The 22319-nt window shown below is 61.8% G+C and carries 22 protein-coding genes; 8 read left to right on the top strand and 14 right to left on the bottom strand.

What is annotated here, in order from left to right:
- Nucleotides 1-11 precede the first annotated feature (11 nt).
- The 13 genes from BLQ09_RS04685 to gbcA form a co-directional block, all read right to left on the bottom strand.
- Nucleotides 12-503, bottom strand: a complete 492-nt coding sequence (locus BLQ09_RS04685) for a hypothetical protein (RefSeq protein WP_092355601.1) — start codon at nt 501-503, stop codon at nt 12-14.
- Complete coding sequence (locus BLQ09_RS04680; protein ID WP_092355598.1) at nt 500-1036, bottom strand: hypothetical protein; 537 nt, start codon at nt 1034-1036, stop codon at nt 500-502. Before BLQ09_RS04680 ends, BLQ09_RS04685 begins: the two co-directional genes overlap by 4 nt.
- A gap of 6 nt (nt 1037-1042) precedes the next feature.
- Nucleotides 1043-1600: a hypothetical protein gene (locus BLQ09_RS04675; RefSeq protein ID WP_175472295.1), complete on the bottom strand. Its 558-nt coding sequence runs from the start codon at nt 1598-1600 to the stop codon at nt 1043-1045.
- Nucleotides 1597-2322, bottom strand: coding sequence for a hypothetical protein (locus tag BLQ09_RS04670; protein ID WP_256568682.1), 726 nt, complete (start codon nt 2320-2322; stop codon nt 1597-1599). Before BLQ09_RS04670 ends, BLQ09_RS04675 begins: the two co-directional genes overlap by 4 nt.
- Nucleotides 2303-3940: a GspE/PulE family protein gene (locus BLQ09_RS04665; RefSeq protein WP_092355593.1), complete on the bottom strand. Its 1638-nt coding sequence runs from the start codon at nt 3938-3940 to the stop codon at nt 2303-2305. Before BLQ09_RS04665 ends, BLQ09_RS04670 begins: the two co-directional genes overlap by 20 nt.
- A 4-nt stretch (nt 3941-3944) precedes the next feature.
- Nucleotides 3945-5129 carry a type II secretion system F family protein gene (locus tag BLQ09_RS04660; RefSeq protein ID WP_092355590.1) on the bottom strand — a complete coding sequence of 395 codons (1185 nt, stop codon included), beginning with the start codon at nt 5127-5129 and terminating at the stop codon, nt 3945-3947.
- Nucleotides 5126-5590 (bottom strand): transglycosylase SLT domain-containing protein, encoded by a 465-nt coding sequence (locus tag BLQ09_RS04655; protein ID WP_043293568.1) that lies wholly within the window; start codon nt 5588-5590, stop codon nt 5126-5128. The genes BLQ09_RS04660 and BLQ09_RS04655 overlap by 4 nt, the downstream gene beginning before the upstream one ends.
- Nucleotide 5591: 1 nt before the next feature.
- Entirely contained in the window at nt 5592-6023 is a 432-nt protein-coding gene (gene gspG, locus BLQ09_RS04650) for a type II secretion system major pseudopilin GspG (RefSeq protein ID WP_027605989.1), read from the bottom strand.
- Nucleotides 6024-6235: 212 nt separating this feature from the next.
- Nucleotides 6236-7735, bottom strand: coding sequence for a lytic polysaccharide monooxygenase (locus BLQ09_RS04645; RefSeq protein WP_092355587.1), 1500 nt, complete (start codon nt 7733-7735; stop codon nt 6236-6238).
- A 72-nt stretch (nt 7736-7807) separates the two neighbouring features.
- On the bottom strand, nt 7808-8314 hold the full coding sequence (locus BLQ09_RS04640) for a hypothetical protein (protein ID WP_027605987.1): 507 nt from the start codon (nt 8312-8314) through the stop codon (nt 7808-7810).
- Complete coding sequence (locus BLQ09_RS04635) at nt 8301-8681, bottom strand: type II secretion system protein (protein WP_092355584.1); 381 nt, start codon at nt 8679-8681, stop codon at nt 8301-8303. Before BLQ09_RS04635 ends, BLQ09_RS04640 begins: the two co-directional genes overlap by 14 nt.
- Nucleotides 8656-9150 carry a prepilin-type N-terminal cleavage/methylation domain-containing protein gene (locus BLQ09_RS04630; protein WP_027605985.1) on the bottom strand — a complete coding sequence of 165 codons (495 nt, stop codon included), beginning with the start codon at nt 9148-9150 and terminating at the stop codon, nt 8656-8658. The genes BLQ09_RS04635 and BLQ09_RS04630 overlap by 26 nt, the downstream gene beginning before the upstream one ends.
- Before the next feature lie 792 nt (nt 9151-9942).
- Nucleotides 9943-11238, bottom strand: a complete 1296-nt coding sequence (gene gbcA, locus BLQ09_RS04625) for a glycine-betaine demethylase subunit GbcA (protein WP_027605984.1) — start codon at nt 11236-11238, stop codon at nt 9943-9945.
- A gap of 281 nt (nt 11239-11519) precedes the next feature.
- On the opposite strand from gbcA, the gene gbcB reads away from it, so the two are divergent.
- Nucleotides 11520-12620 (top strand): glycine-betaine demethylase subunit GbcB, encoded by a 1101-nt coding sequence (gene gbcB, locus BLQ09_RS04615; RefSeq protein WP_027605983.1) that lies wholly within the window; start codon nt 11520-11522, stop codon nt 12618-12620.
- Between the two features lie 86 nt (nt 12621-12706).
- On the opposite strand, the gene BLQ09_RS04610 is transcribed toward gbcB, so the two are convergent.
- Nucleotides 12707-13747, bottom strand: coding sequence for a threonine aldolase family protein (locus BLQ09_RS04610; protein ID WP_027605982.1), 1041 nt, complete (start codon nt 13745-13747; stop codon nt 12707-12709).
- A 90-nt stretch (nt 13748-13837) separates the two neighbouring features.
- Between BLQ09_RS04610 and BLQ09_RS04605 the strand changes: the two genes are divergently transcribed.
- The 7 genes from BLQ09_RS04605 (at nt 13838) to purU (ending at nt 22224) form a co-directional block, all read left to right on the top strand.
- The gene (locus BLQ09_RS04605; RefSeq protein ID WP_092355580.1) at nt 13838-14566 is read left to right on the top strand and encodes a TraX family protein; all 729 of its coding nucleotides are present in this window, start codon (nt 13838-13840) and stop codon (nt 14564-14566) included.
- 175 nt (nt 14567-14741) lie between these two features.
- A complete protein-coding gene (glyA, locus tag BLQ09_RS04600) occupies nt 14742-15995 on the top strand; it encodes a serine hydroxymethyltransferase (RefSeq protein ID WP_092355577.1) in 1254 nt (417 codons plus the stop codon).
- Nucleotides 15996-16017: 22 nt separating this feature from the next.
- Nucleotides 16018-17268 (top strand): sarcosine oxidase subunit beta, encoded by a 1251-nt coding sequence (locus BLQ09_RS04595; protein ID WP_010207084.1) that lies wholly within the window; start codon nt 16018-16020, stop codon nt 17266-17268.
- Nucleotides 17269-17283: 15 nt separating this feature from the next.
- The gene (locus BLQ09_RS04590; RefSeq protein ID WP_027605979.1) at nt 17284-17586 is read left to right on the top strand and encodes a sarcosine oxidase subunit delta; all 303 of its coding nucleotides are present in this window, start codon (nt 17284-17286) and stop codon (nt 17584-17586) included.
- Nucleotides 17583-20600 carry a sarcosine oxidase subunit alpha gene (locus BLQ09_RS04585; protein ID WP_092355574.1) on the top strand — a complete coding sequence of 1006 codons (3018 nt, stop codon included), beginning with the start codon at nt 17583-17585 and terminating at the stop codon, nt 20598-20600. The genes BLQ09_RS04590 and BLQ09_RS04585 overlap by 4 nt, the downstream gene beginning before the upstream one ends.
- 123 nt (nt 20601-20723) lie before the next feature.
- Nucleotides 20724-21356 (top strand): sarcosine oxidase subunit gamma, encoded by a 633-nt coding sequence (locus BLQ09_RS04580; RefSeq protein WP_027605977.1) that lies wholly within the window; start codon nt 20724-20726, stop codon nt 21354-21356.
- A gap of 10 nt (nt 21357-21366) precedes the next feature.
- Nucleotides 21367-22224 (top strand): formyltetrahydrofolate deformylase, encoded by an 858-nt coding sequence (gene purU / locus BLQ09_RS04575; RefSeq protein WP_027605976.1) that lies wholly within the window; start codon nt 21367-21369, stop codon nt 22222-22224.
- Nucleotides 22225-22319: the final 95 nt, after the last annotated feature.

The raw sequence follows: 22319 nt of genomic DNA, 5'->3' as shown, positions 1-22319 counted from the left end.
TCCTGCGCCGGTCAGTGAGTGTCCAGCCGCAAGGTGCTGACATGCTTGAGGGGCATGTAGGTCAGCACCACGGCGGTGTCGGTGAGTTTGTCCAGCCGGTAGTGCGCGTCGAGCATCTTGCCGGGCACGATGCGCCCGGGTACCGAGCAACGGTTGCACAGGGTGTACTGGCTGCCATTGCCGCTGAGCACGACGATTTTCGCCTGGTTCTCGTAGCGCCATTGCGCGCTCACGGTGAAGGGCAGGGGCGGTGGCTTGGGCGCTGAGGTGTCGACCGGCATGGGCGGCGGTGCAGGTGTCCAGGTCTGGGCGGGGAACAGGTCGATGGCTTCGGCCACCGCCGGCGCAGGTGCTGCGACCGGTGCCGAGGGCACCTGTACAGGGCGGGCGATCACTGGCACCGGCGAGGGCGTGGGAGTGTCCGCAGTGTCCTGCCAGAACAGCCAGCCGCAGCCGATCAAGGTCAGCAGCAACAGCACGCGCAGATACAGCGGCAGCGTCATTCCACCACCCCCAGCACACTCACCTTGAGGCTGATGTTCAACATGCCGCTGGTGATTTCCTTGCGCTCCAGGGCCAGGCGTTCGATGCGTACGGCCGGCTCGTTGGCGACGTCGTCCAGGGCATCGCGCAGCAAGGCGTAGGGGCCGACGAGGGGAATGTCCACGTCCAGCCGTTGCAGCCCGGTGTCGCCGGGCGCGGAGTAGGCCAGGGTGGTCTGTTCGATGATAAAGCCGCGCCGGGTGAGGACGTCCAGCAGCTTTTCCAGGCGTGGGGCGAAGTCCTGTGCACTGGGCAGGCGTTCGACCACGGCCGGTTCGGTCACCTGCACATCCTGGGGCTGCTCGGCGATACCGGCCTCCAGTTCCTGGCGCCGCAGGCTGTCGGCAATGCCTGCCGGATGAATCACTGTGACTTCGATCAGCAACGTTGCCGCCATCAGCCCTAATGCCAGCAGCCCCCAAAAGCCCAGGCGCTGTTGCCATTGCATCAAGTGCCAGCGCACGCGCGGGAGGTGGCGGGTCAGTGCGTCCATGGGCGACTACCCTGCACCAACCGCAAGTTTGACCTGCACCGGGTGTTGCGGGTCATTGGCCTTGCGTGCGCTTTGTTGCAGGTTCACGTGCACCCCTGGCTGGGCCTTGAGCCGTTCGACAAAGCGAAAGGCATCCCCCAGCACCTTGGCTTCCAACTCCAAGTGAATCAGCCGGGCCTGGGTGTCGACCTCCACGCGCGTCAGCGCGACTTCCGCGGACCAGGCCCGGGCCACGGCGTCCATCAGCGCGAAGGGCGTGTCCTGCTGTCGGGAAAAGGCGGCCAGTTGTTGTTTCTGCTGGGGTGACAAGCGAATGGCGGCCTGGATCAATTGCTCCTGGCGACGTGTCAATTCGATAAAGCGCTGCTCCAGTGCGTCGGTCTGTTGTTGCTGATGCTCCATGCGCTGCCAGTGTTGCCAGGTGACGAAGACAAGCCCGGCGGCGACCAGCCACAACACACTCACCAGCGGCCGATAGACGGCGTTGGGGTGCAGGAAGTCGACGTCCGGCGCCTGCCGCTGTCGCCAGGCACCGGCGAGTTGTGATTTCAGCTGAGCGATCATGCCAGCGGCTCCCCCAGCCAGGGATGCAGTGGCCCCAGCCAATGTTCAGTGGGGTGATTGGCGACGACCCATATGGCCGCCGCGTGCCGTTGCGCCAGCAGGTCGGCGGTGAAGAGGTTGTCGCTCAAGTGGCTGCCGGGTGGGGTTTGCAGCACGCAGACTTGTTGAGCCACACCCCGTTGCCGGTAAAGGCAACTGAGACCTCGCGCCTCAGGTACCGCCAGCACGCAATCGTCAGGCAATTGCTGCCAATACCGTTGGGCCACGGCCGTCAACAATGGCGTGCATGTCACCAGCGGCAGGTGCTGTTGCTTGAACAACTCCCGCAGGTCTTGCAGCAAATTCCGTGGCGTCGCGACCGCCAGGCGTTCATCTCCAAAGGTGCTGTTGGCGACTTGCACTTGCCACTGTCCGGGGTCGATGCCTGCCTGTTGGTTGAAGGTCACTTCGGCCAAGCCTTGCCAGTCGGCCTGGCTGTACACGCCGGTTTGCCACGCCAGCATCAGGTAGTGCACATGGGGGAAGCCCAGCAGCACCGTGGTCCGGTCCAGAAACCCGATGCGGCCGCGCGGCGCCTGTTCCAGCAGTTCGGCACAGGCGGCCAATGGTTCGCCAGCCTGTTGCGCACGCCATACTGCTGCACCGCGCCAGCGCGGCCGTGCGGCCCATTCGGCGCCGTCGCTGTGCAGCCACACCACATGCTCAATAAAGGGAAATGACACGGTGGATCTCCTTGAGCGTGGTGTCGCCCTGGGCGGCGTGGGCCAGGGCGATGTCGCGGATAAACACGTGGCCGGCTTCACGTGCCAGTTCGCGCAGGGTGGAGGCCGAACTGCGGTTGAGCAGGCCCTCCTTGATGCTGTCGGTCAGTGTCAGCACTTCGGCCAGGGCGAGTCGGCCGCGATAGCCGGTGTGACGGCAGGCCTCGCAGCCTTTGCCCACGCGGTAGTGACCCTGCTGGAGTTGAGCCTCGGCGAGTTGGGCGAGGTGGGTGATCTCGGGGTCGGGGGCGGCATCCGTGCCGCAGTCCGGGCAGATGCGCCGCACCAGGCGCTGGGCGACCACGCCGTTAAGGGCTTCGACAAAGCTGGCCGGGTCCACGTCCATGTAGGTAAAGCGCTCCAGCACACTGAACGCGCTGTTGGCGTGCACCGACGACAGCACCAGGTGCCCGGTCAACGCTGCCTGCACCGCAATGCCGGCCGTTTCACCGTCGCGTATTTCCCCCACCAGGATGGTGTCCGGGTCGTGGCGCAGGATCGAGCGCAGGCCACGGGCAAAGGTCAGGCCCTTCTTGTCGTTCACCGGGATTTGCAGGACCCCGGGCAGTTCGTATTCCACCGGGTCTTCGATGGTGATGATCTTTTTCTCGCCGGTATTGGTCTCCGACAGGGCGGCATACAGCGTGGTGGATTTGCCGCTGCCGGTGGGGCCGGTCACCAGCAACATGCCATAGGGTTCGCCGGCCAACACACGGATGCGCGCGATGGTCTCGGCGTTCAACCCCAGGGTTTCCAGGCTCAGGGACTCGCCGCGCTGGGACTTGTCGAGAATCCGCAGCACCGCATCCTCACCGTGGATGCTGGGCATGATCGACACGCGAAAGTCCACTTCGCGACCCTGGATTTTCATCTTGAAACGCCCGTCCTGGGGCACCCGCCGCTCGCCGATATCCAGCTCCGACAACACCTTGATCCGCGACAGTGCCTGCTCGGCCATGTCCATGCCGCTGGCCTGGCCCATCTGCTGCAACACGCCGTCGATGCGGTACTTGATCACCAAGCCCTGGGGCGTGGTTTCCACATGGACATCGCTGGCGCGGCTTTGCAGGGCATCGAACAGCATGGAGTTGACCAGGCGCACCACCGGGTTGTCGTCGCGGGCGATGCTGCTCAGGGAAATTTCCTGGGCGGCCTGGCCGACGCGGGCATGCTCGTCGTCCTCACCGAAAGGTTGCATCACCCGTTGGCTGGCTTCGGCCAGGCTCAACTGGGCCTTGACCGCGCCGGGCAGGCTCATGGCCAGGGGCAGTTGACGCAAGGTTTTCGAGGATTGCAGCCAGTGCCGGCTGGCCAGGGTGAAAGGGTCTCCCAGTACCAGGCACGGCTGGCCGTGGTTATCCACCGGCAGCACGTTATGGATCAGCGCCTGGGGCAGTGCCAGCAGGTCGAAGCGCCAGTGTTCACTGAGGTTTTCCGGGGGGATGGCAAGCAGGCCCAGGGGCTGGGCGATCGTGCTTAATTGGTCGGGCGCCTTCTCCAGCACCTCCAGCAGGTAATTGGACAAGCTCAGCCCGCGTTGCTCTGCAAGGGCCTGCCATTGCCGTGTCTGTTCGCTCATCGCACTACCCCTGGATGGAGCCCGCCAGTTCGAAAATCGGCATGTACAGCATGAACACGATCAGGCCGATCAGCCCGCCCACCACCAGCATCAACAAGGGCTCGAAGACCTTGCTGAACAGCTCGATGGCACGCTCCAGCGCTTCATCGTGGAACTGCGCGATGCGCTCGCACATCGCCGCCAGCTCGCCGCTTTGTTCACCCACGCGTAGCAGGCGTTCGGCGACGGCGGTGGTCAATCGATGGCGGGCGAGGGCAGTGGACAGTGGCTGGCCGGCCTGGATGTCGGTCATGGCCTGGCGCAGGTCCGCCTGGTGTTCCACGGGCAGCAGCGCACCGGACAGCTCCACCGCAGTAACCACCGGCATGCCGCCCATCAGCAACATGCCGGCGGTGCGATAAAAGCGCGCGAGGATAAACAGCGTGCGCTGGGCGCCCAGGCTGGGGATCTTCCAGAACAGCTGGGCGATGCGGCGCTTGAACCCGGCGCTGCGCAACAACAGCACCAGCGCGGCAATCGCCAGCACCAGGCCAAGCAACAACTCCATGCCGTGCGCGTCTACCAGTGCGCCCCACCACACCATAAAGCGTGCCGTGGCCGGCAGGTCGGCCACGGCGTCGAACACCGAGGCAAAGCGCGGGATCACGAAGAACAGCAGGAACAGCAGGATCAACGCGCCGACGCTGAGTACCACCAAGGGGTACATCAGGGCGCCGCTGACGCGCTTCTTCACGGTTGCCAGGTGGGCTTCAAAATGATGGTAACGGCGCAGGGCCACGGCCAATTGGCCGCTGTGTTCCGAGGACGCCACCGTGGCAATCAACAGCGGCGGGAAGGTCTGCGGCTTGAGCAGCATCGCCCTGGACAGCGAGTTGCCCTCATACATCGAGGCGAGCAGCTCGCTCATGACCTGCCGGTTGATGCCGGCGGGCGCCTTGTCGCGCAGGGTCTCCACGGCTTCCACCAGCACCAGGCCGGCATCGAGCAGGACTACCAGCTCCTGGATAAACAGGCCGAGGGCGAACGTACTGCGGCGCCTGGGGAGTTTGAGTGGGCGGCGGGCTTTCAGCGAGATGACCTGGGCGCCGTCGGCCTGCAGTTGCTGGCGCGCCTGGGCGACGTCAACGGCTTGCAGGCGCAGGGTCTGCACATGGCCACCACGGATGATGCGCACGTCAAAGTCGGTCATGGCATTTGCCCCGCCCGTTGTTGGCGCTGTTGCAACAACACCGCGTAGTAACGCCACACCGCCAGGGCGTAGCGTGAGCGCCGTGCTTCCCGGTCCGGCTTGGCCCCGGCGTTATAGGCGCCCACGGCCTGCCAGCCATAACCCTGCTCGCGGATAAACCCGGCAAGAATCCACGCGCCCACCATGACGCTGGTGCAGGGCTGGGTGATCAGGTGCTGCTCGGTGATACCGAACCGGGCCAGTGCGGGCAAGTGGCGGCTGTTGATTTGCATCAAGCCGATATCCTGGCTGCCATCGCTGTTGAGGTTGCGTGCGCTGGGGTTGAGGCCGGATTCGACCTTGGCGATGGCGTACAGCAACAGCGGGTCGACGTGGTAGCGGCTGGCTGCCAGTTGCCAGCAGTTGGCCTGTGCGGTACCCGTTAGGCACAGCAGTATCAGGACCCGCCGCAGCGTGTACATGTCAGAGGCCGTACACAATGTCGGCGTAGGTATTCACCCCGCCGGCCTTGCCGTCACGGCCCAGGCAGATGATCTCCGCATCGTTGGGCGGTGTGCCGGGGTTCTTGTAGAGATACGGGTTGCCCCAAGGGTCTGGCGGCAGCGTCTTCACATAGGGGCCCTGCCAATGGCTGGCGGTGGCGGGCCGGGCGGTGAGGGCGTCGAGGCCCAGGGTTTCGTCGGGGTAGTTGCCGTTGTCCAGGCGGTACTGGTTCAAGGCATCGGCAAGGGCTTTCATCTGGCCCTGGGCGGTTTGTACCTTGGCCAGTTCCAGGCGGTCGAACATCTTCGGGCCGACGTAGCCGGCGAGCAGGGCGATGATCAGCAGGACGACCAGCAGCTCCAGCAAGGTGAAGGCACGCTGGGGGCTGTGGATAAATGAGTGAATACGCATGGAAATACCCTGTTGGGAGTGCCAAGGTACGGCGGTTGTGTATAACTCTCCCGGCCCGCTGTGAAGCGGGCACCGCCGGTAGGACTGCGTTAGAACCTTTTCAATTCAAGTACATCTTCAACTGTAGCGTTGCTCGATATAAGGCGCCGTGAGGCGCCCTATAACGTTTGGCTCTTATGCTTATCGAGTAACTGAATATGCGTTCGAGCGGGTCATCGAACTTCGTCCCAGGCCTGGTCCCACGCTGTGCCCGTGCCGGGGGCATACGCCCAGGCGGCGCCTGCGCACCACGCGGTGTAGGGGTGAGGTTTGCACTTATAGTTTTTGCCGTTATTGCTCACGATGTCGCCGGCGTTGTACGCAGTGCCTTCTTTGTAGGCCGGATAGTCCCCGCCGCCACTGGAAGGGGTCACGGTAAAGGTCTGCCGCGCCAGGCCGGTCTTGCCATTCTGCTCGTCCCGTACCAGCAATCGCACCTCGTGCTGCGTCGGCTGAGGAACGTTAACCGCCACACCGCTTACAGTCATCTGGTTGTAGGGCCGGTTCATTCCGATAACAGTCCAGCTGTAGAGCAATGGACCGTTGTGCCCCACGGACTGACTGGCGCTGAAGGTAAACGGCCGGCCGGATTGCATGGTGGTGGGCCCGGTTATTTTCGCGACAGGCGCCGTAGGGTTTATCGGGGTTTCGCTGCCAGGGATGATCGCCATTGCACGGCTGTAACCCTTCGCCAATGTGTAAACCGAGTTGGCGCTGGCATCGCTGGTATTGAATACAATATTGCCGGTTTTTTTCTCTCCTACCTTCGCAATGCTTGGGTTGATCTGATTCGCCAATTGCTGGCCCCATATGTTCGGGTCGAGGTTGCTCGCGGTAATGGGCAGGGTAATGTCCACCACTTCCCTGGCCGCCGGTGTGTTGTCGAGGATGCGGAAGTGGACTGAGTCACCCGGTTTGAGGGTCTCCATGACCTGATCGATGAATTGGCCGATATCGACCCACTGCTCCGGGATTCCGGCACCGACGATGTTGATGTCACTGCAGTTATAGAACCCTTCACCCGCTGGATCGATACGCTGCCACTGCACGAACAGCGTGGCTTTGCCCGTTTGCCCCGATGGGATAGGTACAGCGAACTTGAAGTACCCCGTGGCCCCCGCAATGATGGGTGGATCATTGCCCCAGTCGGTTTGCGCGATCTGGAACGGCTGAGTGTGGATGAGTGTCAGGTCATTCCAGGTCAGCGGCGACCTGGTCGGGTCAAAGCCCGGGTTTGTGAGAAAGACCTTTGCGAAACTGGGCACGTGTGGCGCAGTGCCGATGATGCGCACATCCATCATGCCATTGGTGGGCGTAACGTCGGTGCGATGCCACTGGTCCGACACAATGTTCAGGCCATCTTTCTTGCTGTCAGCCGCCGAACAAAGTTTGCCATCGGGCACTTCTCGTTTGACGATTTCAGGGTCGTTGTAACCCGGTTGCCTGATCAAATGGGCCACTTCATTCCATTGCTGGCCTGGATACTGCTTACTCACTTTAGACAGGGCCGCGCACCCTGCATCACTGGGGCTGCCTGACCAGAAATCCGGGAGTGCCCTGCAATAGACCTGTCGTGCGACGGGCGTGTCCACCGCACCGTGGGCCATGACCAGCGTCGGTGCCAACAAGACCGCCGCCAACAACCATTTCATTAAGCGCTGTAAGTTACTCATGCTTGATCCACCTCAATTCAGATAAACAAGTTCCGAACGGCTGGAACGATCAGTGTGCTTATTCAATCGGCATCATTTGCTCAGTTGATCTCCCTTGGGAGCGATGCGGGTTGCAGGGTTGTTCTGCCCAGGGCCAAACAGAAACACCCACCCTTGATAACTGCCTTGTCCTGTAAAACTCTGGTTGATGACTGAAAAGTTGCCTTGTTTGAACGGTGTGCCCTTTGCCGTGCTGAACACACCCATGATGCTTTCGCCGGGCCCGGCCACCACGCCCCACTCGGCGTCGCCGGTCAGCGGGTCGGTATAGGCGCGGCGCAGATAGCGCTGGGGGGTGGGCTGGCGACGGTCGAGCAGCAGGTCTTCGAGGGACCTGGGGTAGGTATTGCCGGCGGCGTAGTACAGGCCGATCGCCCGGCGGATTTCATTGCCCCGCGCCAGCAGTTCCAGCTCGCGTTCGCGCTGCAGCACGCTGGACCACAGGGTGCCGACTTCCATCAGCATCACGGCCACCACCGCCACTGTCACCAACATGCCCATGAACACCGAGCCCTGCTGGCTGTGCTTACCAGTCGGCATAAGCGTTCCCGTTCGTGTCGGTCCCCGTGGCACCGCTGCGTGCATCGCCCAGGCCTTGTTCGTCCGAAGGTTGCAGTTGCCAGGTATCACGCCTGCCGGTCAGCGGGTCCATGGGGATCTCGCGCAGGTAGCGGCGGTCGACCAGGGCTTGCAGGGACTCGGGGTTGGCGCCGTGGTCCTCGCGGTATTGGTCCAGGGCCTGGCGAATGGAAGACAGGTTGTGGCGCAGCACGGTTTCCTGGGCCTTGGTGTGCTGGCGGAAGTACTGCGGGGTGACCAGGGTCATGAGGGTGGCGATGATCGCCATGACCACCAGCAACTCAATCAGGGTAAAGCCCCGATCACCATTGGCTGTATGACGTTCCATTCAAGCTCTCCCGGGTGCTTCGGGATGAAACGTCGAATACATCTTCTCCCTCTTGTGGGTTATCCGCAGTGCTCTTGTAGCTGCGCAGTTGCCAGGTTTCTGCGGGCGCACGTTCAGGGCACTCGCACACGGGATCGCGGGGAATGCGTCGCAGGAAATAGAGTTTGTTGCCCTGAAGGTTGGTCTTGTCCGTCACCCCCTCGACCAATACGTGCAGGGAGGGTGGATAACCGCTGTCAGTGATGCTCTTTTCAATGCGGCCATCGTCACTGGCGTCTTTGTAGGCATCGATCGCACGCCGGATTTCCCGCAGCGAGCGTTGCAGGTCCAGTTCTCGATCACGTTTACCCATCAATGCTGTCAGCGGATAAGCCACTGTCGCAAGCGTGGCCAGCAGGGCCAGCGTCAGTAGTAATTCAATCAGCGTAAAACCTTTGGCGCAGTGATGGCTGGGCTTGCCCTGCCACATCACCGTTCTTCCTCCCGATCAGGCTGCCAAGGACTTCCGCGTTAACCCAGGCCATGGAATTGACTGCAAGGATGAGTGTAGATGCTGGGTGTTTTTTGTACAGGTTGTGGGTTTACCCACAAACGCTGTGAGCGTAGCTGTGGATAAGATGTTCGTGAGTCTCCACAACCCCCGTAAATCAACGTCTGTAAGCCGTTGTACGAAAAATAACCAAGCTAAGTCACGGTTTTTAGGTGCTTTTTCGTGTGGATAAGGTTGAAGCGGTGTTCGGACTTGCCCCCAAAGTCTGTTGGCGCTTCTGTGGATAAGATGTTTGCTATCCGCTACAGGCCTTATGAATAGAGGCGTTCCGTCGTCTGGTTGTTTATTGATCAAATTGCCGTTAAACCCCAGGAATATAGCTGAAACCCTTGGTATATGAAGGTTTGACGCGGTTTTCCACAGCGCTGCCGAAGTTGCCCCCAAAGTCTGTTGGCGGTTCTGTGGATAAGGTGTTTGCGTACCGCTACAGGTCACGTTCTACGTGGCTTTTAGGGTTTTGATCAATAAATGATCAATATGCCGCTGGAACCGTCAACTTGAATAAGTCACGGATTTTCTTCAATTAATTTTGATGGGATAGCGCAGTTGCCCACAATTGCTGTGGGTGGCTTTGTGGATAAGTTGTTGGGTAAAGGCTGGAGGGCAGGCTGGCAGTGGTCTGCGAGACAGTCGATCAAATATTAAGCAGTGTGAGGTTCAAGTGTGGGAGGGGGCAAGCCCCCTCCCACAGTTTTGAGCTGTGGGTATCGGTTACTCGTGCGCAGCCACGCCTTTCAGGTAAGGCGCCGGGGCTGCGCCGAGGTTGTTCAACATGCGTTCGCTGTACCAGTCCACGAAGTTCACCACGCCGAACTCATAGGTCTTGGAGTACGGGCCAGGCTGGTAGGCGGTGGAGTTGATCCCGCGCTGGTTCTCTTCGGCCAGGCGACGGTCCTGGTCGTTGGTGGCGTCCCACACCTGGCGCATGCGCTCCACGTCGTAGTCCACGCCTTCCACGGCGTCCTTGTGCACCAGCCACTTGGTGGTCACCATGGTTTCCTGGGCGCTGATCGGCCACACCGTGAACACGATGATGTGATCGCCCATGCAGTGGTTCCAGGAATGCGGCAGGTGCAGGATGCGCATCGAGCCGAGGTCGGGGTTCTTGATGCGGCCCATCAGCTTGGCGCAGCCCTGCTTGCCGTCCAGGGTCATCGACACGGTGCCCTTGAGCAGCGGCATGCGCACGATACGGTTACGCAGGCCGAAGCTGGCGTGGGCGTAAGGGATCTTCTCGGCATCCCAGGCAGCGGCCGAAGCGGCGACATGGTCCTTGAAGGCCTGGTCGGCGCGTGGGTCGGTGACGTCGTCCCATTCCAGCAGGGTTTTCAACAGCTCGGGGTGCGACGCATTGCAGTGGTAGCACTCGCGGTTGTTTTCCAGCACCAGCTTCCAGTTGGCCTTTTCCATCAAGGTGGTTTGCACCGCCACCTTGGTGTTCTCCATGTCGTAGGGTTCCATGTAGTGGTTCAGCGTCGACAGGAAATCATCGATGGCCGGCGGGTTCTCGGCCAGGCTGATGAAGATGTAGCCGCCGGCGGTCTTCACGTTCACCGGCTTGAGGCCGTATTGCTTCATGTCGAAATCGGCGCCCATCTCGGTGCCGGCGAACAGCAGGCGACCGTCCAGCTCGTAGGTCCACTGGTGGTAGTGGCACACCAGCTTGGCAACCTTGCCCTTGTCGCTGGTGCACAGGCGCGAGCCACGGTGGCGACACACGTTATGGAACGCATGCACCACGCCTTCGGCGCCACGGATCACGATGATCGGGTTCTTGCCCACTTGCAGGGTCAGGTAGTTGCCCTTGCTGGGGATCTCGCAGGTCATGCCGGCGATCAACCACTCTTTCTGGAAGATCTCCTGCATGTCGATATCAAACAGCCGCTCATCAGAGTAGAACGGCTGCGGCAGCGAAAACGTGCGCTCGCGCTCTTGCAGCATTTGCGCGGTGGCCTTGCGTGCGGGTTCCAGCGGATCGCCCAAGCTTAAGGTTGCGGTGACGTCCATCGTGTGTGTCCTCATGGCCATTCTGTGTGGCCGACGAATAGTGGCTGATCAGGTTTGCAGCAAGGCGTAAAGAAAACGTCGTTGTTGGGAGCGAGTGTGGGGCTGCTGATGCGCCGAACCTTATCCATGAGCGACATGGCCCACTCTGTTCCCGACGCGCAACCCCCGTGGCATGGGGGCTGGTCGCGATAAGTATGTGAATGTCGCAGATAGGTAAATGGGCGGTTCCCGCGTTACGCAGAATCGCCACCATAAGGCCGACGTCGGCGGTGGAGAACAACATGTCCAATAATTTCCTGAATCCGGTAACCACCCAGACCTGGGCCAATGGTCGGCACATCGTCCGTTGCGTCAAAGTCATCCAGGAAACCTGGGATGTGCGCACCTTCTGCTTTATGGCCGACCAGCCGATCCTGTTCTTTTTCAAGCCGGGGCAGTTCGTCACCCTGGAGCTGGAAATCGACGGCCAGCCGATCATGCGCTCGTACACCATTTCCAGTTCGCCGTCGGTGCCCTACAGCTTCTCGGTGACCATCAAGCGTGTGCCGGGCGGCAAGGTGTCCAACTGGCTGCACGACACCCTGCATGAAGGCCAGGAATTGGCGGTGCACGGGCCGGTCGGGCTGTTCAATGCCATCGACTTCCCCAGCCCGAAAGTGCTGTACCTCAGTGGCGGCGTGGGGATCACGCCGGTGATGTCCATGGCCCGCTGGTTCTACGACACCAACGCCAACGTCGACATGACGTTTATCCACAGTGCCCGTTCGCCCAAGGACATCATCTACCACCGCGAGCTGGAGCATATGGCGTCGCGGATCGACAACTTCAGCCTGCACCTGATCTGTGAGAAGCACGGCCTGGGTGAGCCCTGGGCGGGTTATCGCGGTTACCTGAACCACAAGATGCTCGAACTGATGGTGCCCGACTTCCTTGAGCGCGAAGTGTTCTGCTGCGGCCCGACGCCCTACATGAATGCGGTGAAACGCCTGTTGGAAGTCGCCGGTTTCGACATGGCGCGCTACCACGAGGAATCCTTCGGCGCCACGCCGCCGGAAGCCCGCGCCGACGCGGTGGAGCAGGCCGAGCAAGCGGCGGATGCGCCGGAAATCGATCTGGCGGATCTGCACCAGGTGGAGTTCATCGCCTCAGGCAAGAGCATTCGCGTCGCACCTGGCGAGACCGTCCACGCAGCGGCGGCCAAGCTTGGGCTGTTGATTCCGAAAGCCTGCGGCATGGGGATTTGCGGAACGTGCAAGGTGATGAAGCTGGGCGGTGAGGTCGAGATGGACCACAACGGCGGGATTACCGAGGAAGACGAAGCCGAAGGCTACATCCTGTCGTGCTGCAGCGTACCGAAGGGCGATGTGCGCATCGAGTTCTGATTGCTCGAGCAGGCACAACACAATCCAAATGTGGGAGGGGGCTTGCTCCCTCCCACATTTGTTTTATGTACATCAGTGAGTCATTGTCAGGCGCCCATGACTTCGCGGATGTCTGCGGCCAATTCCCGTACTCGCTCTTCGTCGGTATCCCACGCGCACATGAACCGCGCCCCGCCTTTGCCGATGAAGGTATAGAAGCGCCAGCCCTTGGCCGTCAGCGCGGCAATCGCCGGTTCCGACAGTTGCAGGAACACGCCGTTGGCCTGCACCGGGAACATCAACTCCACACCGGGAATATCCGCCACCAGGCTGCTGAGCAATTGTGCGCAGTGGTTGGCGTGGCGCGCATGTTTGAGCCAGGCGTCGTTTTCCAGCAAGCCCACCCAGGGGGCGGAGAGGAAACGCATTTTCGAGGCCAGTTGGCCGGCCTGTTTGCAGCGGTAGTCGAAATCTTCGGCCAGCTTGTGGTTGAAGAACAGGATGGCCTCACCCACGGCCATGCCGTTCTTGGTGCCGCCAAAGCACAATACGTCCACTCCGGCTTTCCAGGTCAGGTCGGCGGGTGAGCAGCCGAGGAACGCACAGGCGTTGGAAAAACGTGCGCCGTCCATGTGCAGGTTCAGCCCCAGTTCCTTGCAGGTCGCACTGATGGCGCGGATTTCTTCCGGGGTGTAGACGCTGCCGACTTCGGTGGCTTGGGTCAGGGTCACTACGCGGGGTTTGGGGTAGTGGATGTCCTGGCGCTTGAGGGCGATCTCGCGGATCGATTCCGGGGTCAGCTTGCCGTTTTCGGTGCGGGCGGTGAGCAGCTTGGAGCCGTTGGAGAAAAACTCCGGCGCGCCGCATTCGTCGGTTTCGACGTGGGCGGTTTCCGAGCAAATCACGCTATGGTAGCTCTGGCACAAGGAGGACAGCGCCAGGGAGTTAGCGGCCGTTCCGTTGAAGGCGAAGAACACTTCGCAGTCGGTTTCGAACAGGTTGCGGAAACCGTCGGCGGCGCGGTGGGTCCATTCATCATCACCGTAGGCACGTTGATGACCCTGGTTGGCTTGTTCCATGGCGGCCCAGGCTTCGGGGCAAATGCCCGAATAGTTGTCACTGGCGAATTGTTGGCTCTTGTCGGTCATGGCCCATTCCTGTGGTCGATGTTGGTGCGCACTGTAACCAAGAAGGTTGGCGCTGCGCACGCACTGTAAATGCAAAGTCACTGGGGAATTATGCACGGTTCTGAAACGATGCCTGTCGGACGCGTCCGTGATGGCGCTTTGGATTTGCTCAAGTGGCTGGCGCTGCTGAGCATGGTGCTCGACCACCTGCGTTATGTCGGTTTGAGCCTCGATGGCCTGTATGTGCCGGGGCGCCTGGCGTTCCCGTGGTTTTGCCTGGCGATTGCGGCGAACCTGCACCGGGCCCGAAATGCGCCGGTGACCGGGCAATGGCGCTACCTGGGCTGGCTGTTGCTGTTCAGCGTGATCAGCGAAGTGCCGTATCGGCTGTTTATCGAGGATGCCGATACGTTGAACGTGCTGCCCACCTTGGCGTTGGGGCTGCTGGTTGCCCGAGGATGGCAGCAGAAGGCGTTTGTTGATCGAGGATTGGCGTTGATCGCCGTCACGATAGCGGCGGTATTTTCGTCGCACTTAATGTTCGGTTTCTTTGGTGTGTTGCTGCCAGTGGCGATGTTGCTGGTGTTTCGCCGGCCTTGGTACTTCAGTGTGTTGCCAGGATCGGTCTGCGTGGCCGCCAACCAATGGCAGATCCTGCTCAATAGCGCCACGCCGGTGGCGCACCTGGGATTGGTCGCGTGTCTGATCGCGCCATTGGCGGGCCTGGTCTTATTGCGACATGCCCATAGCACCTCGCCGCCAGCAATGCGCCGCTGGGCCTACGCCCTTTATCCGCTGCACTTCCTCCTGCTGCTGCTCCTGCGCCACATCATCGCCTGACACACCGCTGTCGGGAGCAAGCCCCCTCCCACATTTGTTTCGTGTTGTTCCGGCAATGTCGTAAACGCACCTTTGCGTGGCGTGCGCAGGCATTTGACCTGTCTGCGCCAGCCCTACCATCGCATCAAAGGGCCCTGCACGGGCCTCAACAATACGAAAGGCTGGGAGAGACGCGATGTTCAGCAAACAAGACCAGATCCAGGGATATGACGACGCACTGCTGGCGGCCATGAACGCCGAGGAGCAGCGTCAGGAAGATCATATCGAGCTGATCGCGTCGGAGAACTACACCAGCAAGCGTGTGATGGAAGCCCAGGGCAGCGGCCTCACCAACAAATACGCCGAAGGCTACCCGGGCAAGCGCTACTACGGTGGCTGCGAGCACGTGGACAAGGTCGAAGCCCTGGCCATCGAACGCGCCAAGCAGCTGTTCGGCGCCGATTACGCCAACGTACAGCCACACTCCGGTTCGTCCGCCAACAGCGCCGTGTACCTGGCGCTGATCAATGCGGGCGACACCATCCTGGGCATGAGCCTGGCCCACGGCGGTCACTTGACCCACGGCGCCAAGGTGTCGTCCTCGGGCAAGCTGTACAACGCGGTGCAGTACGGCATCAACACCGATACCGGCCTGATCGACTACGACGAAGTCGAGCGCCTGGCGGTGGAGCACAAGCCGAAAATGGTCGTGGCCGGTTTCTCCGCCTACTCCAAGACCCTGGATTTCCCACGCTTTCGCGCTATCGCTGACAAAGTAGGCGCGCTGCTGTTCGTCGACATGGCCCACGTCGCCGGCCTGGTCGCTGCCGGCCTGTACCCGAACCCGCTGCCGTACGCCGATGTGGTCACCACCACCACCCACAAGACCCTGCGCGGTCCCCGTGGCGGTCTGATCCTGGCCAAGGCCAACGAAGAAATTGAAAAGAAACTCAACGCCGCCGTCTTCCCCGGCGCCCAGGGCGGTCCGCTGATGCATGTGATCGCCGGCAAGGCGGTGTGCTTCAAGGAAGCGCTGGAGCCTGGCTTCAAGGCGTACCAGCAGCAAGTGATCGACAACGCCCAGGCCATGGCCAGCGTGTTTATCAAACGCGGCTACGATGTAGTGTCCGGCGGCACCGATAACCACCTGTTCCTGGTCAGCCTGATCCGTCAGTGCCTCACCGGCAAAGAGGCGGATGCCGCCCTCGGTCGCGCCCACATCACCGTCAACAAGAACGCCGTGCCGAATGACCCGCAGTCGCCATTCGTGACCTCGGGCCTGCGCATCGGCACCCCGGCGGTGACCACGCGCGGTTTCAAGGTGCCGCAGTGCATCGAGCTGGCCGGTTGGATCTGCGACATCCTCGACAACCTTGGCGATGCCGACGTCGAGGCCAACGTGGCCAAGCACGTGTCTGCCCTGTGCGCTGATTTCCCGGTTTATCGCTGAGCGCGGTTTTGGAGTAATGACTATGCAACGCTACTCGGGCTTCGGCCTCTTCAAGCACTCCCTCAGCCACCACGAAAACTGGCAGAAGATGTGGCGCACGCCGACCCCCAAGAAGGTCTACGACGTGGTTATCGTCGGCGGCGGCGGGCATGGTCTGGCGACCGCCTACTACCTGGCGAAAGAGCACGGCATCACCAACGTGGCCGTGGTCGAGAAAGGCTGGCTGGGCGGCGGTAACACCGCGCGCAACACCACCATCGTGCGTTCCAACTACCTGTGGGACGAGTCGGCGCACCTGTACGAACACGCGATGAAACTGTGGGAAGGCCTGTCCCAGGACCTGAACTACAACGTGATGTTCTCCCAGCGTGGCGTCTACAACCTGTGCCACACCCTGCAGGACATCCGTGATTCCGAGCGTCGTGTCAGCGCCAACCGCCTTAACGGCGTGGATGGCGAGCTGCTGAATGCCAAGCAAGTAGCCGACGAGATTCCGTACCTGGATTGCTCGAAAAACACCCGCTACCCGGTGCTCGGCGCCACCGTGCAACGGCGCGGCGGCGTGGCCCGTCACGATGCCGTGGCCTGGGGCTTTGCCCGCGCCGCCGACGCACTCGGCGTGGACCTGATCCAGCAGACCGAAGTGATCGGTTTCCGCAAGGAAAACGGCGTGTGCATCGGTGTGGAAACCAACAAAGGCTTCATCGGCGCCAAGCGCGTCGGCGTGGTGACCGCCGGTAACTCCGGCCACATGGCATCCCTGGCGGGCTTCCGCCTGCCGATCGAATCCCACCCGCTGCAAGCGTTGGTGTCGGAGCCGATCAAGCCGATTATCGACAGCGTGATCATGTCCAACGCCGTGCACGGTTACATCAGCCAGTCCGACAAGGGCGACCTGGTGATCGGCGCCGGTATCGACGGCTACAACGGCTACGGCCAGCGCGGCTCGTACCCGGTGATCGAACACACCATCCAGGCCATCGTCGAGATGTTCCCGGTGCTGTCGCGGGTGCGCATGAACCGTCAGTGGGGCGGCATCGTCGACACCACGCCGGATGCGTGCCCGATCATCTCCAAGACCCCGGTACCGAACATGTTCTTCAACTGCGGCTGGGGCACCGGTGGCTTCAAGGCCACGCCGGGCTCAGGCAACGTATTTGCCGCCAGCCTCGCCAAGGGTGAAATGCACCCATTGGCGGCGCCTTTCTCCATCGACCGTTTCCACAACGGTGCGTTGATCGATGAACACGGCGCTGCGGCCGTCGCCCACTAACAGGAGAAATTCCCTATGTTGCATATCTTCTGTCCTCACTGTGGCGAACTGCGCTCCGAAGAGGAATTCCACGCGTCCGGCCAAGCGCACATCCCGCGCCCGCTGGACCCGAATGCCTGCACCGATGAAGAGTGGGGCGACTACATGTTCTTCCGCGACAACCCCCGTGGCCTGCACCACGAACTGTGGATTCACGCTGCCGGTTGCCGCCAGTACTTCAACGCGACCCGCGACACCGTGACCTACGAAATTCTTGAAACTTACAAGATCGGTGAGAAGCCTCAGTTCACCGCCAAGGCCTCTGGAGAGAAGGTATGAGCCAGATCAATCGCCTGTCCAACGGTGGCCGGATCGACCGTAACAAAGTCCTGACCTTCAGCTTCAACGGCCAGAGCTACAAAGGCTTCGAGGGCGACACCCTGGCCGCTGCTTTGCTGGCCAACGGCGTCGACATTATCGGCCGCAGCTTCAAGTACTCGCGCCCACGGGGCATCTTTGCCGCCGGTGCCGAAGAGCCGAACGCCGTGCTGCAGATCGGCGCTACCGAAGCCACGCAAATTCCTAACGTGCGCGCCACGCAACAGGCGCTGTACCAGGGCCTGGTCGCCACCAGCACCAACGGCTGGCCGAGCGTCAACAACGACATGATGGGCATCCTCGGCAAGGTCGGCGGCAAGCTGATGCCACCGGGGTTCTACTACAAAACCTTCATGTACCCGCAATCGTTCTGGATGACCTACGAGAAGTACATCCGCAAGGCCGCCGGCCTGGGGCGCTCGCCGACCGAGAACGATCCGGACACCTACGACAACTTCAACCGTCACTGCGACGTGCTGGTGGTCGGCGCCGGCCCTGCCGGCCTGGCTGCCGCATTGGCCGCCGCCCGCAGCGGCGCGCGCGTGATCATCGCCGATGAGCAGGAAGAGTTCGGTGGTTCGCTGCTCGACTCCCGCGAAAGCCTCGACGGCAAGCCGGCCATCGAGTGGGTTGCCAGTGTCATTGCCGAATTGAAAGCCCTGCCGGACGTGGTGCTGCTGCCCCGCGCCACGGTCAACGGCTACCACGACCATAACTTCCTGACCATCCACGAGCGCCTTACCGACCACCTCGGTGACCGTGCGCCGATTGGCGTGGTGCGCCAGCGTATCCACCGTGTACGTGCCAAGCGCGTGGTCCTGGCCACCGGTGCGTGCGAGCGTCCGCTGGTGTACGGCAACAACGACGTGCCGGGCAACATGCTGGCCGGTGCGGTCTCTACTTACGTGCGCCGCTACGGCGTGGCACCGGGCAAAAAACTGGTGCTGTCGACCAACAACGACCACGCCTACCGCGTTGCATTGGACTGGCTGGACGCGGGCCTGCAAGTGGTGGCAGTGGCCGATGTGCGTCACAACCCACGCGGTGCACTGGTTGAAGAAGCCCGCGCCAAAGGTATTCGTATCCTCACCGGCAGCGCCGTGATCGAGGCCCGTGGCACCAAGCGCGTGACCGCTGCGCGTATCGCCGCGATTGACGTCAAGGCGCATAAAGTCACCAGCCCCGGCGAATGGCTGGACTGCGACCTGGTGGCCAGCTCCGGCGGCTACAGCCCGGTGGTCCACCTGGCCTCGCACCTGGGCGGCAAGCCGACCTGGCGTGAAGATATCCTCGGTTTTGTACCGGGTGAAGCCCCGCAGAAACGCGTGTGCGTCGGTGGCATCAACGGCGTCTACGGCCTTGGCGATTCCCTGGCCGATGGTTTTGAAGGCGGCGTGCGCGCCGCCAGCGACGCCGGTTTTGCCCCGGTGGAAGGTACGCTGCCAAAAGCCTTGAGCCGTCTGGAAGAGCCGACCCTGGCGCTGTTCCAGGTGCCTCACGAGAAAGCCACTGCACGGGCGCCGAAGCAATTTGTCGACCTGCAAAACGACGTCACCGCCGCTGCCATCGAACTGGCCACCCGCGAGGGTTTCGAGTCGGTGGAACACGTCAAGCGCTACACCGCGCTGGGCTTCGGCACCGACCAGGGCAAACTCGGTAACGTCAACGGCCTGGCGATTGCCGCGCGCTCGCTGAACGTGACCATTCCGCAGATGGGCACCACCATGTTCCGCCCCAACTACACGCCGGTGACCTTCGGCGCGGTGGCGGGCCGGCACTGTGGGCACATCTTCGAGCCGGTGCGCTACACCGCCCTGCAAGCCTGGCACGTGAAAAACGGCGCCGAGTTCGAAGACGTCGGCCAATGGAAACGTCCATGGTACTTCCCGCGCAACGGTGAAGACCTGCACGCCGCGGTGAAACGCGAATGCCTGGCCGTGCGCGACAGCGTCGGCCTGCTGGATGCGTCCACCCTCGGCAAGATCGATATCCAGGGCCCGGATGCCCGTGAGTTCCTCAACCGCATCTACACCAACGCCTGGACCAAGCTCGACGTGGGCAAGGCGCGCTACGGCCTGATGTGCAAGGAAGACGGCATGGTCTTCGACGACGGCGTTACCGCCTGTCTCGCCGACAACCACTTCCTGATGACCACCACCACCGGCGGCGCCGCCCGTGTGCTGCAGTGGCTGGAAATCTACCAACAGACCGAATGGCCGGACCTCAAGGTGTACTTCACCTCGGTCACCGACCATTGGGCGACCATGACCCTGTCCGGCCCCAACAGCCGCAAGCTGCTGGCGGAAGTCACCGACATCGACCTGGACAAGGACGGCTTCCCGTTCATGACCTGGAAAGAAGGTTTGGTGGGTGGCGTACCGGCGCGGGTGTTCCGTATCTCGTTTACCGGTGAGCTGTCGTACGAAGTCAACGTGCAGGCCGACTACGCCATGGGCGTGCTGGAGCAGATCGTCGCGGCCGGCAAGAAGTACAACCTGACCCCGTACGGCACCGAAACCATGCACGTACTGCGGGCCGAGAAGGGCTTCATCATCGTCGGCCAGGACACTGACGGCTCGATGACCCCGGACGACTTGAACATGGGCTGGTGTGTCGGTCGCACCAAGCCGTTCTCGTGGATCGGCTGGCGCGGCATGAACCGGGAAGACTGTGTGCGTGAAGAGCGCAAGCAACTGGTGGGCTTGAAGCCGATCGACCCGAACGTGTGGCTGCCGGAAGGCGCGCAACTGGTGTTCGATCCGAAGCAGACGATCCCGATGAAGATGGTGGGGCATGTCACCTCCAGCTACGCGCATAACTCCCTGGGTTATTCGTTTGCCATGGGCGTGGTGAAGGGCGGCTTGAAGCGCATCGGTGAGCGGGTGTTCTCGCCCCAGGCGGATGGCAGCGTGATCGAGGCGGAGATTGTGTCCTCGGTGTTCTTCGACCCTAAGGGTGATCGGCAGAACATCTGATAGACCCAGTCGCCTGCATCGGGGGCAAGCCCCCTCCCACAGGGGAATGCATTCCAAATGTGGGAGGGGGCTTGCCCCCGATGAGGCCAGAACAGTCACCCCAGAATTCAATACAGGTGCTTTATGACAGCAGCCAATGTTTACCAGCAACGCCCCACCTCCGGTGCCAAGGCCGAGTCGTCGCTGCACCATGCCGACCTCGCCAGCCTGGTCGGCAAGGGCCGCAAGAACGCCGGCGTGACCGTGCGCGAAAAGAAATTGCTTGGTCATCTCACGATCCGTGGCGACGGCCATGACGCCGCTTTCGCGGCTGGCGTGCACAAGGCCCTGGGCATCGAACTGCCCGGCGCCCTGCAGGTCATCGTCAAAGGCGAAACCAGCCTGCAATGGCTCGGCCCGGATGAGTGGTTGCTGATCGTGCCAGGCGGTGAGGAATTCGCCGCCGAACAAAACCTGCGCGCCGCCCTGGGTGACCTGCATATCCAGGTCGTCAACGTCAGCGGCGGCCAGCAGATCCTCGAACTCAGCGGCCCGAATGTGCGCGATGTGCTGATGAAGTCCACCAGCTACGACGTGCACCCCAACAACTTCCCGGTGGGCAAGGCGGTGGGCACAGTGTTCGCCAAGTCGCAGCTGGTGATTCGCCATACCGCTGAAGACACCTGGGAGCTGGTGATTCGCCGCAGCTTCTCGGATTACTGGTGGTTGTGGTTGCAGGACGCCTCGGCCGAATTTGGCCTGAGCGTTCAAGCCTGAGGAATAACCCATGAGCCGCGCACCCGATACATGGATTTTGACCGCCGACTGCCCCAGCGTGCTCGGCACGGTGGACGCGGTTACCCGCTATCTGTTCGAGCAGGGCTGCTACGTCACCGAGCACCATTCGTTCGATGACCGCCTCTCGGGCCGGTTTTTTATTCGCGTGGAATTCCGTCAGCCGGATGGCTTCAATGAGCAGGCGTTCCGCGATGGCCTGGCCTCGCGGGGTGAAGCCTTTGGCATGATCTTCGAGCTGACGGCGCCGAACTACCGGCCAAAAGTGGTGATCATGGTCTCCAAGGCCGATCACTGCCTCAACGACCTGCTGTACCGCCAGCGTATCGGCCAACTGTCGATGGACGTGGTCGCGGTGGTGTCCAACCATCCCGATCTCAAACCTTTGGCCGACTGGCATCAAATTCCCTACTACCATTTCCCCCTCGACCCTAACGACAAACCGTCCCAGGAGCGTCAGGTGTGGCAAGTGGTGGAAGAGACCGGCGCCGAACTGGTGATCCTTGCGCGCTACATGCAAGTGCTGTCGCCGGAGCTGTGCCGCAAGCTGGACGGCAAGGCCATCAATATCCACCACTCGTTGCTGCCGGGGTTCAAGGGCGCCAAGCCGTATCACCAGGCCTACAACAAGGGGGTGAAGCTGGTGGGGGCCACGGCGCATTACATCAACAACGACCTGGACGAAGGCCCGATCATCGCCCAGGGCGTGGAGGTGGTGGATCACAGTCACTATCCCGAGGATCTGATTGCCAAGGGGCGGGACATCGAAGGGCTGACATTGGCCCGGGCGGTGGGGTATCACATTGAGCGGCGTGTGTTCTTGAATGCCAATAGGACTGTGGTGCTCTGACTGCCGCCGATGAGGCCCTCACAAACAACACAAGAAACAGCATCTGTACCCGAGCACTTAAACGCGCTGCCCACCCAAAAGGGCAACGCAGTTCC

Source organism: Pseudomonas sp. NFACC25, from assembly GCF_900100935.1.
GTDB lineage: Bacteria > Pseudomonadota > Gammaproteobacteria > Pseudomonadales > Pseudomonadaceae > Aquipseudomonas > Aquipseudomonas marginalis.
Note: the sequence above shows the minus strand (reverse complement) of the source record. Positions and strands in the feature narration are given on the sequence as shown.

Bases quoted from the DNA above. Each gene is read 5' to 3' on its own strand.
- BLQ09_RS04685 (WP_092355601.1), bottom strand. From the start codon at position 503: ATGACGCTGCCGCTGTATCTGCGCGTGCTGTTGCTGCTGACCTTGATC.
- BLQ09_RS04680 (WP_092355598.1), bottom strand. From the start codon at position 1,036: ATGGACGCACTGACCCGCCACCTCCCGCGCGTGCGCTGGCACTTGATG.
- BLQ09_RS04675 (WP_175472295.1), bottom strand. From the start codon at position 1,600: ATGATCGCTCAGCTGAAATCACAACTCGCCGGTGCCTGGCGACAGCGG.
- BLQ09_RS04665 (WP_092355593.1), bottom strand. From the start codon at position 3,940: ATGAGCGAACAGACACGGCAATGGCAGGCCCTTGCAGAGCAACGCGGG.
- BLQ09_RS04660 (WP_092355590.1), bottom strand. From the start codon at position 5,129: ATGACCGACTTTGACGTGCGCATCATCCGTGGTGGCCATGTGCAGACC.
- BLQ09_RS04655 (WP_043293568.1), bottom strand. From the start codon at position 5,590: ATGTACACGCTGCGGCGGGTCCTGATACTGCTGTGCCTAACGGGTACC.
- gspG (WP_027605989.1), bottom strand. From the start codon at position 6,023: ATGCGTATTCACTCATTTATCCACAGCCCCCAGCGTGCCTTCACCTTG.
- BLQ09_RS04645 (WP_092355587.1), bottom strand. From the start codon at position 7,735: ATGAGTAACTTACAGCGCTTAATGAAATGGTTGTTGGCGGCGGTCTTG.
- BLQ09_RS04640 (WP_027605987.1), bottom strand. From the start codon at position 8,314: ATGCCGACTGGTAAGCACAGCCAGCAGGGCTCGGTGTTCATGGGCATG.
- BLQ09_RS04635 (WP_092355584.1), bottom strand. From the start codon at position 8,681: ATGGAACGTCATACAGCCAATGGTGATCGGGGCTTTACCCTGATTGAG.
- BLQ09_RS04630 (WP_027605985.1), bottom strand. From the start codon at position 9,150: ATGTGGCAGGGCAAGCCCAGCCATCACTGCGCCAAAGGTTTTACGCTG.
- gbcA (WP_027605984.1), bottom strand. From the start codon at position 11,238: ATGGACGTCACCGCAACCTTAAGCTTGGGCGATCCGCTGGAACCCGCA.
- gbcB (WP_027605983.1), top strand. From the start codon at position 11,520: ATGTCCAATAATTTCCTGAATCCGGTAACCACCCAGACCTGGGCCAAT.
- BLQ09_RS04610 (WP_027605982.1), bottom strand. From the start codon at position 13,747: ATGACCGACAAGAGCCAACAATTCGCCAGTGACAACTATTCGGGCATT.
- BLQ09_RS04605 (WP_092355580.1), top strand. From the start codon at position 13,838: ATGCACGGTTCTGAAACGATGCCTGTCGGACGCGTCCGTGATGGCGCT.
- glyA (WP_092355577.1), top strand. From the start codon at position 14,742: ATGTTCAGCAAACAAGACCAGATCCAGGGATATGACGACGCACTGCTG.
- BLQ09_RS04595 (WP_010207084.1), top strand. From the start codon at position 16,018: ATGCAACGCTACTCGGGCTTCGGCCTCTTCAAGCACTCCCTCAGCCAC.
- BLQ09_RS04590 (WP_027605979.1), top strand. From the start codon at position 17,284: ATGTTGCATATCTTCTGTCCTCACTGTGGCGAACTGCGCTCCGAAGAG.
- BLQ09_RS04585 (WP_092355574.1), top strand. From the start codon at position 17,583: ATGAGCCAGATCAATCGCCTGTCCAACGGTGGCCGGATCGACCGTAAC.
- BLQ09_RS04580 (WP_027605977.1), top strand. From the start codon at position 20,724: ATGACAGCAGCCAATGTTTACCAGCAACGCCCCACCTCCGGTGCCAAG.
- purU (WP_027605976.1), top strand. From the start codon at position 21,367: ATGAGCCGCGCACCCGATACATGGATTTTGACCGCCGACTGCCCCAGC.